Source organism: Schaalia sp. lx-260, from assembly GCF_021083645.1.
GTDB lineage: Bacteria > Actinomycetota > Actinomycetes > Actinomycetales > Actinomycetaceae > Pauljensenia.
In genome coordinates this window covers 1-14,314 of sequence record NZ_JAJNRQ010000006.1, presented here as the reverse complement: position 1 = coordinate 14,314, position 14,314 = coordinate 1, and the positions used below count along the sequence as shown (strand labels likewise).

Annotated in this window: 11 protein-coding genes; 9 read left to right on the top strand and 2 right to left on the bottom strand. The window is 46.9% G+C overall.

The window, feature by feature from the left end:
- Positions 1–31 precede the first annotated feature (31 nt).
- The 6 genes from gatC (at position 32) to LRP57_RS07360 (ending at position 7,808) form a co-directional block, all read left to right on the top strand.
- Positions 32–328, top strand: a complete 297-nt coding sequence (gene gatC / locus LRP57_RS07385) for an Asp-tRNA(Asn)/Glu-tRNA(Gln) amidotransferase subunit GatC (protein WP_231205901.1) — start codon at positions 32–34, stop codon at positions 326–328.
- A 3-nt stretch (positions 329–331) separates the two neighbouring features.
- Entirely contained in the window at positions 332–1,843 is a 1,512-nt protein-coding gene (gatA, locus tag LRP57_RS07380; RefSeq protein WP_231205900.1) for an Asp-tRNA(Asn)/Glu-tRNA(Gln) amidotransferase subunit GatA, read from the top strand.
- Positions 1,843–3,339 carry an Asp-tRNA(Asn)/Glu-tRNA(Gln) amidotransferase subunit GatB gene (gatB, locus tag LRP57_RS07375; protein WP_231205899.1) on the top strand — a complete coding sequence of 499 codons (1,497 nt, stop codon included), beginning with the start codon at positions 1,843–1,845 and terminating at the stop codon, positions 3,337–3,339. Before gatA ends, gatB begins: the two co-directional genes overlap by 1 nt.
- Positions 3,340–3,601: 262 nt before the next feature.
- A complete protein-coding gene (locus LRP57_RS07370; RefSeq protein ID WP_442984719.1) occupies positions 3,602–5,209 on the top strand; it encodes an ATP-binding cassette domain-containing protein in 1,608 nt (535 codons plus the stop codon).
- A gap of 15 nt (positions 5,210–5,224) precedes the next feature.
- Entirely contained in the window at positions 5,225–6,481 is a 1,257-nt protein-coding gene (locus LRP57_RS07365) for an ABC transporter permease subunit (RefSeq protein WP_231205898.1), read from the top strand.
- Between the two features lie 193 nt (positions 6,482–6,674).
- Positions 6,675–7,808, top strand: a complete 1,134-nt coding sequence (locus tag LRP57_RS07360; RefSeq protein WP_231205897.1) for a substrate-binding domain-containing protein — start codon at positions 6,675–6,677, stop codon at positions 7,806–7,808.
- A 129-nt stretch (positions 7,809–7,937) separates the two neighbouring features.
- Here LRP57_RS07360 and LRP57_RS07355 read toward each other — a convergent pair whose 3' ends face one another.
- Positions 7,938–8,681 (bottom strand): ATP-binding cassette domain-containing protein, encoded by a 744-nt coding sequence (locus tag LRP57_RS07355; protein ID WP_231205896.1) that lies wholly within the window; start codon positions 8,679–8,681, stop codon positions 7,938–7,940.
- The gene (locus tag LRP57_RS07350; RefSeq protein WP_231205895.1) at positions 8,681–9,865 is read right to left on the bottom strand and encodes an ROK family transcriptional regulator; all 1,185 of its coding nucleotides are present in this window, start codon (positions 9,863–9,865) and stop codon (positions 8,681–8,683) included. Before LRP57_RS07350 ends, LRP57_RS07355 begins: the two co-directional genes overlap by 1 nt.
- 176 nt (positions 9,866–10,041) lie before the next feature.
- On the opposite strand from LRP57_RS07350, the gene LRP57_RS07345 reads away from it, so the two are divergent.
- The 3 genes from LRP57_RS07345 to LRP57_RS07335 all read left to right on the top strand — a co-directional run bounded on the left by LRP57_RS07345 (position 10,042) and on the right by LRP57_RS07335 (position 13,960).
- Positions 10,042–11,268 carry a sugar ABC transporter permease gene (locus LRP57_RS07345; protein ID WP_231205894.1) on the top strand — a complete coding sequence of 409 codons (1,227 nt, stop codon included), beginning with the start codon at positions 10,042–10,044 and terminating at the stop codon, positions 11,266–11,268.
- Positions 11,269–11,336: 68 nt separating this feature from the next.
- Complete coding sequence (locus LRP57_RS07340) at positions 11,337–11,915, top strand: type II toxin-antitoxin system mRNA interferase toxin, RelE/StbE family (RefSeq protein WP_231205893.1); 579 nt, start codon at positions 11,337–11,339, stop codon at positions 11,913–11,915.
- A gap of 614 nt (positions 11,916–12,529) precedes the next feature.
- Positions 12,530–13,960: an NAD(P)-dependent malic enzyme gene (locus LRP57_RS07335; protein WP_231205892.1), complete on the top strand. Its 1,431-nt coding sequence runs from the start codon at positions 12,530–12,532 to the stop codon at positions 13,958–13,960.
- Positions 13,961–14,314 lie beyond the last annotated feature (354 nt).

Here is a 14,314-nt window from a genome sequence, read left to right as displayed (position 1 = left end):
TTTTGCTGCGGTTTTCGTTAGGATTAGCACTATGTCACGTATGAGTACCGACGAGGTCGCCCGCGTTGCAGGTTTGGCCCGTATTGCATTGACTGAAGAAGAGATTATCCGTATTGCTGGGGAACTTGATGCGATTGCCTCAGCTGTCGCTAAAGTATCTGAAGTGGCAACGCCGGATATTCCCGCTACTTCTCATCCGATTCCTTTAACAAATGTATGGCGTGCTGATGAAATTGGTCCGACTTTAGATCGAGATGAAGTGATGGCTCAAGCTCCGGCCAGTGAGGACGGAATGTTCATGGTTCCGCAGATTTTGGAGGAAGACTGACTGATGAATGAATTATTAAAGAAATCTGCATGTGAACTTGCTGTTGATCTTCGTGAGGGACGTATAACGGCTGTAGAACTGACAACAGCATGTCTTGATCGTATTGAGGCCGTGGATGGCCGTATTCACGCTTTTTTGCATATTGATCGTGAAGGAGCTTTGGCGACGGCTGCTGAGGTTGATGCTTTACGTTCTCAAGGTGAGGAATTGCATCCTCTGGCCGGTATTCCTATTGCTGTTAAAGATAACATTGTGACACGTGGTATGCCGACGACATGTGCTTCAAAAATTCTTCAGGGGTGGATTCCTCCTTATGATGCCACTGTTGTGGAACGTATTAAAGCTGCTCGTTTACCTATTGTGGGTAAAACAAATATGGATGAGTTTGCTATGGGGTCCTCAACGGAACATTCAGCTTTCGGAGTGACACGTAATCCGTGGAATACTGAACGTATTCCTGGGGGTTCTGGTGGCGGTTCTGCTGCAGCGGTTGCCGCCTACATGGTTCCTTTAGCGTTGGGTTCTGATACGGGCGGTTCGATTCGTCAGCCTGCTTCGGTGACGGGAACCGTAGGTGCGAAGCCTACATATGGTGGGGTATCGCGTTATGGTTTGGTTGCGATGGCTTCTTCTTTGGATCAGATTGGGCCAGTGACACGTACAGTTGCTGATGCTGCTGCATTGACGGAACTTATTGGTGGTCATGATCCTTTGGATTCAACATCTTTGACCGCGCCTGTAACGGATCTTCATAATGCGGTGTGCAAGGTAGCGGATACGCGTTCATTACAGGGCCTCAAAGTGGGTGTGGTCAAAGAACTTTCAGGTGAGGGCTATCAGGCTGAGGTTCAATCTGCTTTTGAGGTAACAGTTGAGCGTTTACGTTCGGCAGGTGCTGAAGTTATTGAAGTGTCATGCCCGAACCTTGAGTATGCGTTGGCTGCGTATTACCTCATTATGCCGGCTGAAGTATCGTCGAATCTTGCTCGTTTTGATGGTATTCGTTATGGCATTCGTGTGGAACCAACACAAGGGCCGGTAACTGCTGAGCGTGTGATGGCTGCAACACGTGAAGCTGGTTTTGGTGATGAAGTGAAGCGTCGCATTATTTTAGGTACTCACGTATTGTCGGCGGGATATTACGACGCTTATTATGGCTCTGCTCAGAAGGTACGTACACTCGTTCAGCGTGATTTTGACCGGGTTTTCGCTGATGTTGATGTTCTTGTGTCGCCTACCGCTCCAACGACAGCTTTCCGTTTGGGCGATAAGGTGGATGATCCTATGGCGATGTACTTATACGATGTTGCTACAATTCCAGCGAATCTTGCTGGTATTCCTGCGATGAGTATTCCTGTGGGATGCGATAATGAGGGTTTGCCTATTGGTTTCCAAGTTCTTGCTCCTGCGCATCATGATCTTCGTATGTATGAGGTGGCTGCTTTAGTTGAAGCGCTGACACCGGATGACATTGCTGGTAATTGTCCAGCTGCACAGTGGGAGGAAGTACTCTGATGACGGATATGATGGAATACGCGGATGCAGTGGCCGCCTTTGATCCAGTTCTTGGCATTGAGGTTCATGTTGAATTAGGGACCGCAACGAAGATGTTTGATGCGGCTCCTAACGCTTTTGGTGGAGATCCGAATACGTATGTTACTCCGGTTTCTTTGGGACTGCCGGGGTCGTTGCCGGTGGTTAATGCTCGCGCTGTGGAGTATGCGGTCAAGATTGGGCTGGCTTTGAACTGCAGTATTGCGTCAAGCTGTCGTTTTGCTCGAAAGAGCTATTTTTATCCTGATCTGACAAAAGCTTTCCAAACTTCTCAGTATGACGAACCAATTGCTTCCGATGGTTGGGTTGATGTTGAACTGGAAGATGGCACGCTTTTCCGTGTAGAGATTGAACGTGCTCATATGGAAGAAGATGCCGGTAAGAACACGCATGTGGGAGGCGCGACAGGGCGTATTCAGGGTGCTGCCTATTCCTTGGTGGATTACAACCGTGCAGGTGTTCCTTTGGTTGAAATTGTGACGCGCCCAATTGTAGGAGCTGGGGATCGTGCTCCCGAGGTGGCTCGTGCTTATGTGCAGACGTTGCGAGATATTTTCCGTGCTTTGGATGTTTCTGAGGCTCGTATGGAGCGGGGTAATGTTCGTGCTGATATTAACGTGTCTTTGCGTTCGGATCCTCACGCGCCTTTAGGTGTGCGCACAGAAACGAAGAATGTGAATTCTTTCCGTGGTATTGAGCGTGCTGTGCGTTTTGAGATTCAGCGTCAGGCCGCGATTCTTTCGCAGGGCGGTACGGTTATTCAGGAAACGCGTCACTTCCATGAGGAGGATGGTTCTACTTCTTCGGGGCGCGTGAAGTCGGATGCTGAGGATTATCGTTATTTTCCTGAGCCAGATTTGGTTCCTGTGGCTCCTGACGCGCAATGGGTTGAGCAGTTGCGGGCTTCGTTACCTGAACTTCCTGTAGCAAAGCGTCGCCGTTTGCGTGCTGAGTGGGGCTGTACAGAAGTTGAGATGCGTGATGTGGTCAATGCGGGTGCTATGGAGCTTATTGAGGCAACTGTGACGGCAGGTGCTTCGGCCACGGCAGCGCGTAAGTGGTGGATGGGCGAGTTGTCTCGTCGTGCTAAAGAGTTAGAAGTTGAACTGGCTGATTTACCAGTGACCGTGAAACAGATTGCTCAGTTGCAGGCTTTGGTTGATTCAGGACGTTTGACAGATAAGCTTGCTCGTCAGGTTTTGGAGGGCGTGCTGGCAGGTGAGGGTGACCCTGAAGCTATTGTTGAGGCTCGTGGCTTGGAAGTTGTTTCTGATGAAGGCACGTTGGTAGCTGCAGTTCAAGAGGCGCTTGATGCTCAGCCGGATGCTGTTGAGAAGATTCGGGGTGGGAAACTTCAAGCTGTTGGTGCTCTTGTGGGTGCTGTTATGAAAGCAACGAAGGGGAAGGCTGATGCGGCTCGTGTTCGTGAGCTGATTATGGAAATGATTGGTGTCTGATTCTTTCGTTTTTATGTGGATTTACCCTGTGTCACATTGAGTGGCACAGGGTTTTTCTGTAGTGAGGTGTTTTTGTGTGCACTGCATTGAAGGCTTTGTGTTTTTGATGAGGAATTAGTGCGGAGGACAGTTGAGTTGTTTTGTTTGATACTGAGTAGATATTGAATTTACTTCTTAAACGCAATATTACGATTTGATTACAAACCGTAGATTCTTTGCTTTTTTCAGCATATTCGGAGGGAAAAAAGGGCACACTGGGGACATGCGAGGCATTGAAGACTCGCAACCACCCATATTCAACGGAGAACACATGCTGAGACAACGAAACGAACGTCGGGTCTTAGAGATGCGTAACATCACTAAAGTTTTTCCGGGCGTCGTTGCTTTAGATGATGTGAACCTCGATGTACGTGCAGAAGAAATTCACGCAATATGCGGTGAAAACGGTGCAGGAAAATCGACTTTAATGAAAGTCCTTTCTGGGGTTCACCCGCACGGAACATATAGCGGACACATCCTTTTTGAAGGAACAGAAGTACGTTTTTCAACTATTCGTGATTCTGAACAGCACGGTATCGTCATCATCCACCAAGAACTAGCCCTCATTCCGCAACTATCCATCGCGGAAAACATGTTCATGGGAAATGAAATCGTAAAAAACTGCGCTATTAACTGGCACGAAACACGTAAACGTGCCAGGAAATATATGGCAGAAGTTGGTCTTGATGAAGACCCAGATACCCTCATCAAAGATATAGGAGTCGGCAAACAACAACTTGTTGAAATTGCGAAAGCGCTAGCAAAAGATGTGAAGCTTCTTATTTTGGATGAACCTACATCAGCGCTGAATGAAGAAGAATCTGCTCATCTGCTCGACATCATGCGTAAACAACGTGAACGCGGTGTCTCTATGGTTATCATCTCGCACAAACTCGATGAAATTTCTGCAGTAGCTGATGCTGTAACCGTCATACGTGATGGGAAAACTGTCGGGTGGATGGACACAGAAAAAGGGCCTCTTAACCAAAATGACATTATTCGTCTGATGGTCGGAAGACCTCTCGATAATCGTTTTCCTGAACACACTCCTCGCATTGGCGATGTGAAGTTTTCTGTTCGCGACTGGTGGGTACGTCATCCCATGAACACGGATCGTTGGGTCTGCAAAGGAACCTCCATCGACGTGCGTTCAGGGGAAATCGTTGGACTTGCAGGTCTGATGGGGGCCGGTCGTACTGAATTGGCTCGTTCTATTTTCGGACGTTCATACGGAATCTTTGAATCAGGTGAAATCTGTATCGATGGAAAAGTAGTGAAAGCTCAATCCGTTCCTGAAGCAATTGACTGCGGTATTGCATACCTGTCAGAAGATCGGAAAATGCTTGGCTTAAATTTGCTGGATACGATTCATCAATCAATTGTGTCGGCTCGTCCTCAAAAAATCACCCACCACGGGATTCTCAATATTCATGAAGGCGTATGCGTATCTGAAAAATACCGTCACAGCATGCGAATTAAAGCTCCAAGTGTCACGACAGGTGTTGGAACACTCTCAGGCGGAAATCAACAAAAAGTGGTTCTCGCCAAATGGATGTTCACTGATCCTGAAGTCTTGATTCTTGACGAACCTACCCGCGGTATTGACATTGGTGCGAAATACGAAATCTACACGTTCATCCAAGCTCTTGCCGATGAAGGGAAAGCAGTCATTGTGATTTCTTCAGAGCTACCAGAGCTTCTTGGAATTACTGATCGTATTTACACAATTTTTGAGGGAGAAGTAACCGGCGAAGTACCCACGAAGTCGGCTACTCAAGAAACCCTCATGCATTTGATGACTTCAACACACTCCCTCAACGACGAGCGATAATGAGGATTTGCTCCCATGAAAAAGAATATGAAAGAACTCTTTGGAGGCGATTTCCGTCAATTCGGAATGATCGCTGCGCTGATTACCATTGCTCTGTATTTTCAATGGACAACTGACGGCAAAGTATTCCAAGCACAAAATCTTATGAATCTTGTCCTTGGCAATACGTATGTTTTGGTTCTTGCGATCGGTATGGTTCTGGTTATTATCGCTGGCCATATTGATCTATCTGTTGGCTCTGTCGCAGCAACAGTCGGCATTGTTGTTGCTGTCGTGATGAGGGATTATGGGGTTCACCCTTGGCTGGCAATCATTATTGGTTTGCTTCTGGGAATCCTTATAGGCGCATGGCAAGGATTCTGGGTAGCAAAATGGGGAATTCCTGCTTTCATCGTTACTTTAGCTGGGATGCTTCTTTTTAGAGGAATGAACCAATTTATCGGCCATTCATTAACGGTTCCCGTTCCTGAACTTTTCCAAACCCTTGGTGCAGGTTATTTACCTGATATTGCTCCCGAGGTCATTCCTTTTAACTTACCAACCATGATTCTTGCAGTTTTGGCCGCATCTGCTGTGGTTATCGCAGAATTACGTTCACATAAAAGGAAATCAGAACTCGCTCACACTCCAGTGCCCCTGTGGATTCCTTTAATGCGCGCTGTCGTCATCAGTATTGTGATTATTGCTTTTGGCTGGATTTTTGCGACAGGACGAGAAGGCACATCTTTCCCGATACCGGGCGTCATTGTTGTTGTTCTTGCCTTGGTGTATTCATTTATCGCAGAACGCACAATACTTGGACGCTCTGTGTATGCCATTGGTGGCAACAAAGCTGCTGCTGAACTTACCGGTGTCAAAGTTGTGAAAACGAATTTCTTTGTCATCTGTAACTCTGCTTTCCTTGCCGCTATTGCTGGCATCCTCTTTATCGGTCGCTCCACAGCGTCAGGTCCCGCTGATGGCAATATGTGGGAATTAGACGCGATTGCTGCCGTTTTCATTGGTGGAGCCGCTGTATCTGGTGGTATTGGAACCATCGGCGGAACAATGGTTGGCGCACTTGTGATGGCTTTCTTAAATAACGGCCTTCAACTGTTGGGGGTTGGTTCAGATAAAACACAGATGATTAAAGGTTTGGTCCTCCTGATTGCAGTGGCATTAGATGTGTACTCCAAACGTCAAGGACGGCGTTCGATTATTGGAACTTTCATGAATGCGCGTGCGCGACAGCAAGAAAAGACAACAGATCAGGCGATGAAAACCTCAGCGTAGCTATTTCCCCAGATTTTCACGGAACACAACTGAAAATCAGAAAACAGATTTCCGATGCGTACACATACCAAGGACAGTCAGAGCCGACGGAGCCGGTACGCCTCGGCATGGAACTCACGTTCCCAAGCCCCGTAAGGGACAACGTGCGGATAACGCACACATATGTATGAAAACAACCGAAGAAGGATCTCCCATGAAAACATGGAAAAATATTGCTGCGCTTGGAGCAGCCGCGGCTCTTGCCCTCACAATGAGTGCATGTGGAGCACGTAATGCCGATACTGCGACTAGTAGTGAAGGTGCTACATCAGGAGCAATGACCGGTAAAGTGTCAATTGGTATTGCGATGCCTCAAAAGACTTCACAAAACTGGGTAGAAGCTGAAGAAATATTTAAGACAAGTTGTGCAGAAGCATCGGTGGATTGTCAGATTCAATTTGCCAATGGCGGTGTCGCTGAGCAGCAAAACCAAATTTCAGCAATGATTGAAAATGGTGTGAAAGTCCTTGTCATCGGTGCAATTGATGGCTCTCAGCTGGGTACTCAACTTGCCGCAGCCAAAGCTGCAGGGATCAAAGTTATTGCTTACGATCGCTTGCTCACAAATACAACAGATCTGGACTATTACATCGCCTACGATAACTTTGGTGTGGGCCAGCTCCAAGGTAAAGCTTTGCTTGACGGACTAGAAGCAAAAGGCGGGAATAAGCCATGGAATATTGAAGTCTTTGCTGGCTCCCCTGATGACTCTAACTCGTTGAAGTTCTTCAACGGTGCGATGGATGTTCTTCAGCCAAAAGTCGATGATGGAACACTTGTGATTAAATCCGGACAAAGCGATTTCACTCAAGTAGCAACACAAGGCTGGCTGCCAAAAAATGCGCAGGACCGCATGGCAGCTTTGCTGACATCCACTTATCAAGGTGACGCAGTTCCTGCAGGTGTTCTTTCACCGAATGACACCTTGGGTCGCGCCATTATTACCGCCATTGAACAGGCTGGGAAGTCAATTCCTGTAGTTACCGGTCAAGACTCTGAGGATGAATCCGTTACATGGGTTGTCCAAGGCCGTCAGTACTCAACAATTTTCAAAGATACCCGCCCGTTAGTCAAAGATGCGGTGTCATTAGCTGTTGCCCTGGCACAGGGGAATGACAATCCGAAGATTGAAGGAGCCACGCTAGATCAGACCCAATACGAGTCTAAGAAAGGCAATCCTGTGAAATCATTCTTGCTCACACCCAAGATTGTGACCGCAGAAAATGCTGCTGACGTGTACAAGAATGATGAGATTCGTTTGAAGCTTGTCGAAAAAGCACAGAAGTAAATTTTTACTACTTCCATCACATTCGTAAGGTCGGGTCAAAGCTATGCTTTGGTCCGACCTTTGTGTTTCTCAGATTTTACTGAAAGCGTTGAAAACACAGAGAAAATGCCAGAAGGAAAGAAAGACGGGTTATTTCACGCGAGTTGCACCTGTAATTGCAGCAATAATGTCTTCAATTGCTGTTTTTTGGGCTGTGAAACTGCCATTATTACGGCCATGCCGAAGGACCTCTACTCGATCAGCAACCGCTGTCACATCTGTGAGATTATGCGATATAAAAATGACACCCAGCCCCAGATCTCTGAGCCGTTCGATATGCGTCAGAACTTCGGCGGTTTGACTTACTGATAGTGAGGCTGTTGGCTCATCAAGGATGACAAGTCGAGGTCTTGACACAAGTGTTCGCGCGATAGCCACGCACTGGCGTTGCCCAGCTGATAACTCATACAAGGGAACAGTCACATCGGGGATACGTGAGTTGAGCTGATCTAAATACTCGCGTGCTTGCACCACCATTGATGCCTCGTCAAGAAAAAATCCTTGGCGTTGCTCTTGCCCAAGGAAAATATTCGAGGCCACATCCAAATTGTCACATAAAGCAAGTTCTTGAAAAACAGGAGCAATTCCCATAGATAAAGCAGCTTGCGTATTTGGAATAACAACGGCTTGCCCATCTAAACGAATAAGGCCTGAAGATGGTGAAAGCACGCCGGAAATAATGCGTGCAAGAGTTGATTTACCGGCTGCATTGTCACCAACGAGTGCTACAACCTCATGTCGATTAACACGTAAGTGAACATCAACGAGGGCTTCGACTCCGCCAAAGCGTTTCGTGATTTTTCTGAGTTCCAACAGGGGAGTTTCATTCAGCATCAGGCAACCTCCGATGTTGCGGTGATTGGATCAGAAAAAGCTTGCAAGGCCAAAGCAAGTGCACCTTTTGATTCTGCGGTTCCATGCAGTGCGCTTTGTACGACACTGACACGCTCATACCCTAAAAGAGGACGCGTACGAATCGCAGAGGAAAGGGGAGCCAGGAGAATATCACCTGTTTCCGCTAGTTCACCTCCGACGACAATACGTTGCGTATCGAGCCATGTGATGAGGTTAGCGACAACTTGACCAATCGTGGTGCCCGCATCTGAAATAAGGTGCACGCATCCAGGGTCACCATCATTGGCTAAGGTAATCACATCACGTAAAGATAAATGTCCTCGTGATACGCGTAAAAGATCTATCAGCGCATCTGCGCCTACAACGGTATTGAGGCATCCTCTGTTCCCGCATTGACAAATTGGTCCGAGGGGATCTACCTGTACATGTCCGATTTCACCAGCAATCCCATGAGGACCGTGATGGAGTTTCCCATTGAGCATGATGCCCGCGCCGCAATGGTAGGAAGCGCGAATATATACGCCGTCACTGTACCCGCGAAGATTCCCGTAGAGGTACTCACCGATTGCAGCAGCATTTGCGTCATTTTCTACAAGAACAGGGCGTCCCAGACGACGTTCGAGAACATGACGAATATCGGTTTCTTCCCAGTCGCGCATGATGCCGCGGACTGAAATATTACGAGTATGCGGGTCTATGGGGGCCGGTAGTGCTAGACCAATGCCGACAATTTCATCAAGGGGGACCCCCATTTCATCTGTTAATTCAGAAATTAATAAGGCCGCGCGATCTAATGTGGTATCCGCCCGGTGATCTGTAGGCAGGGGGAGTACTTTTTCGGCGGTAACCGTATGGGAGGCATCAGCGATTTCAATACGCAGAGCACGTTTAGCAATATGAACACCGACGGCTAAAGCGGATTGCGTACGTAGATGGACAAGCTGCGCGCGCCGGCCTGAGCGAATCGTATTTTCTGTGGCGACAACTCCACGTTCAACAAGTTGTTTGACGATATTGGAAATTGTGGCGGAAGAAAGTCCTGTGACAGCAGCCAATTCAACCTGTGTGATACGACCATATCGCTGAATGGCATCAACAACCCGGACACTATTAGCTTCTCGCAGTGAAGCTTGTGACCCAGAAGGACCTCCATATAAAACCACGTACCTACGCTATCAGTTTGTCAGCACATGTACGGGGCTGTCCTCATAAATTCGATAGAAAAAAATATTTTTAACGGGATTTGTCAATATCCCTATAGGATAGGGATGTACGAAGGAACAGACAGAAGTAACGCCTGATCGTAAAGAAGCGCGGGTGAAAGGAGTCTGCAGTCGTTATGCATATCTTTGACTTTTTCCTGGGACGGAATAGGCACACGTATCTTGTAGCGAATGTGTTAATTGTTCTTGTTGTCATCTTTGAGTATGCGACGCATGGGCACATGTTGAGTGCATCGAATTTACATAATTTACTTGCAGGAAATTCCTATATTTTTGTTTTGACGATCGGCATGGTTTTAGTTGTCATCATCGGCCAAATCGATTTGTCGGTTGGCGCTGTCGGAGCTTTTGTTTCGATGACAATGGCTTTAGGAATGGCGCACGGGGGTATTCCTTTTTGGCTGGCTATTCCTGCGAGCCTTGTGCTGGGCGGTTGTATTGGAGCTTTTCACGCGTTTTTTCTTGCATATTTTGCTGTGCCAAGTTTTGTGATTACTTTGGCAGGTATGTTGATTTTCCGAGGTTTATTACTATGGGAATCTCAAGCATTATCTGTTCCTGTCCCTACGCAATTCCAATTTCTTGGGTCAGGTACGTTGCCGTATTTTGGTCGTTTCTTGGGCGTTGATATAGCGACATGCATTTTCGGTTTATGCGTTGGCTTGATCTTTATGTGCGATCAGTGGCGACGCCAGAAAAATATTGCGCGTGCTGGTGCGCAGGTACGCAAAAGTTCGTTTATTTTTCGTTGTCTGCTCTTGTTTTTCTGTGTGAGCGTATGCGTATGGCTATTCGGTCGAGGTCCTATAGGAACTGCTGTTCCTTTATCGGCTCTTGTGGTTTTTATCCTGGCAGTGATTTACCATTTCCTGTTACAAAGAACAACTTTCGGGCGTCACGTGTACGCTGTGGGTGGTAATCCGGTGGCAGCCCATTTATCCGGTGTTAATGTGCAACGGATTCAATTTATTGTCTTGACGAATATGGGAGTTTTAGCTGCTCTTGCGGGGATTTTGTTTACGGCGCGAGCTACGGCAGCTGGTCCGCAAGATGGTGCTTTATGGGAGCTTGATGCAATTGCTGCGGTTTTTATTGGAGGAGTAGCGATTTCAGGTGGGACAGGTAGCGTCATTGGTGGTGTTCTGGGTGCTCTTGTCATGGCAGTTCTTAATAATGGTTTGCTTTTATTAGGTGTGGGTTCTGATCGTGCGCAGGTAATTAAAGGAATTGTCCTTGTTGTTGCTGTGCTTTACAGTTTGCTTTCGCGTCAGCAAAGAAATGTGTCTTTTGCTCAGAAACTGATGCGTTCGCGGGCTTTTATGACTCAAAATTTTCCCCACTGAAAGAAGGGGAGCAGACCCTAGTGCGCGATGGTTACGCTCTACGTCTGTAAATGTGTAGGTGACCTGTGATGCCAAAAACAGCACATATTAATATTCGTGTTGAACCAGAAATAAAAGAGGACGCGGAACTTCTTTTCTCAAGCTTTGGTATATCGGTGACAGATGCGATCAATATTTTTCTGCGCACCTCTTTAATGGAGGGCGGGTTTCCTTTTCCTATCAAGCGCTCTCACGTATCAGATACCACGCAGGCAGCTTGCGAACAAGTACGTGACATGATTGCAGGGAAAATTCCTATGGAGTGTTTTTCGAGTGTAAAGCGTTCTTTGATGCTCTTGATGAGGAAGAAAAAAACACTAATGCTCAATGTGGCTGTATCCTCACAGTTTTGCCGAGACTATAAGCGGATGAAAAAGTGTGGCATGGATATGTCTTTGCTGGAAAAGATTCTTGAAACTTTATGTAGCGACGATTCCTTACCTGCGTGGCATAGAGATCATGCTCTTAAAGGCGATTATGTAGGGTTTCGTGAATGTCATATTCAACCAGTTCAACCAGATTGGCTCCTGATTTACACCATTAACGAGTATGAACTTATTCTTGTAGCCACACGGACCGGGACACACTCTGACCTGTTTTCTACGTGAAAAAACAAGTATCGCCACACTCTTACGCGGTCATACCCACTTTTTAGAGACTAAGACTTTGTGTGCGCAGATATGGGGATTTTTGACTAGGCGCCACACAAAAATAGGCAAGAAGTAAGGGTCCTACATCAACGATACTCACATGAAAGCAGCCCGAAGAACCCATATGATGCTTCATTATTCTCTCGCTGATATTTCAGCCAGAACATAGAAATTTACCGTTAAATACTGTCGCTATTAAGGAAAATCGCTTTAACATTGTGCCAAAGGACCTTGCCACCTGCCCTTATTAAAATGTTTTAACGGTGCAGCTTGGCAAATAAGATCTTCACAACGTCTATTTTGTATGAAAATACAGAAACTGACCTTTTGACTCCGGTTATAGGTGAGTATTTTCTTAGGAATTCATACTGTTTTTTGCAGCTACACATATGCGCAGAGAACTCCCAAATCTACGCTGAAAAACAGTGTGTTTTACGTAATTTTTGCATGTGACTTCACTTTCATTTGCTCACTAGGTGATGCAACTCGTCAGCAAAAGAAATGAAATGCCTACGATGGTCACGTTATAAGGTCCGTTAGCGGCTTTTGAGCCGCATCATACAAGGAGTATTATGCGTACTTCGCCCTCCTATACTGCTTCATATCGGTTAGATCTGGATGAAGGACAGACTTCGATTGCTGGGGTTGTTGCAGCTGTCGTTGAAACAGGGGCACAGATCAAGGGGCTGGATGTTGCCGATTCTGATCGTGGACGCCTGATCGTTGATGTGACCTGTGATATGCGTGATTCTGAACACCGCCGACAAGTTGAAGCTGTACTTGACTCATTACCGGGTGTGGCGACTTCTTCAGTTGCAGATCAAACCTTCCTGTCACATATTGGCGGTAAAATTGAGCTTGCTTCAAAGGTTCCGTTGCGTAACCGTGATGATCTTTCCCGTGCCTACACTCCTGGCGTAGCTCGCGTATGTACGGCGATCCATGACATGCCTCAAAAAGCGCATTTATTGACGATGAAGGCAAATTCGGTGGCGGTTGTCTCGGATGGTACAGCTGTCCTTGGACTTGGAGATATCGGGCCAGAGGCTGCTTTGCCGGTTATGGAAGGTAAAGCTGTCCTTTTCAAGCAGTTTGGTAACGTTGATGCCTGGCCGGTAGTTTTAGATACAAAAGACACCGATGAGATTGTTCGTATTGTTAAAGCTATTGCTCCCGCTTACGGCGGTATTAATCTCGAAGATATTTCAGCGCCGCGATGCTTTGAAATCGAGGAGCGTTTACGCGCAGAGCTGGATATTCCGGTATTCCACGATGATCAGCATGGAACAGCAATTGTTGTTTTAGCTGCACTACTGAATGCCCTCAAAATTGTCGGGAAACGTATTGAGGATGTGCGCATCGTTGTTTCTGGAGTCGGAGCAGCAGGTAATGCCATTATTAAATTACTGATGGCTCAAGGTGCGACCGATATTGTGGGTTATGGTCGTTCGGGTGCTTTGAATGCTGATGAAGTATCTGATGACATGCATCCGGCACGTCGTTGGTTGGCTGAAAATACTAATCCTCGTCGTGTGAAAGGTTCGTTAGCTGAGGGCTTGCGTGATGCGGATGTTTTCATTGGTGTTTCGCAGGGCAATATTTTGACGGCTGAAGATGTAGCAACAATGGCGAAAGATTCTATTGTTTTTGCTTTAGCGAATCCGACTCCTGAGGTTGATCCGATTGCTGCGGCTCAATATGCGCGTATCGTGGCAACGGGGCGTTCTGATTATCCGAATCAGATTAATAACGTTTTGGCTTTCCCTGGTTTATTCCGTGGTTTGCTTGATGCGAAGGTGAAAGAAATTACGACGGAGGTGCTCCGTGTCGCTGCTGTTGCTATTGCTGATGTGATTTCGGTTGATGAACTCGGTGCGAATTACATTATTCCTGGCGTATTTGACGAGCGTGTGCCGCGAGCTGTTTCGCGTGCAGTTCGGCAAGCTGTTCGTGATTTGCCGACGGTAGATATTCCTGTACAAGAACACTTAGGTACTTGTTGAGTTTCTTTCGTATATTTTGTGAGGTCCATCGCTTCTTTTTGGAAAAGCTAGGTAGCTTGACAGGTTTTTTGAGGCTGTGTATTTCCTGAGAGTGTGGCTTTGCTGAGTGAAAGTCCGTGCGGAAACGGGTGTGCAGTGGTAACTGTTCCCTGATTCTGCGCGGACTTTTCCTTGTTTTTGAGGGATTTTAGAGGGCTTTCTGTGTTTGTGTGTTTGGTGTCATAGTGTTTTGGTTTGACGTGTGTGTGGTGGGGTGGGTATTGTTTTTGTTTGTCGCCTGATGGGGTTTGCCGGTTGTGGTGGGTTTTGTTGGGTGGTGTGCCTGGCCTTGGTGCTGCGGGGTTTTTCTTGTGG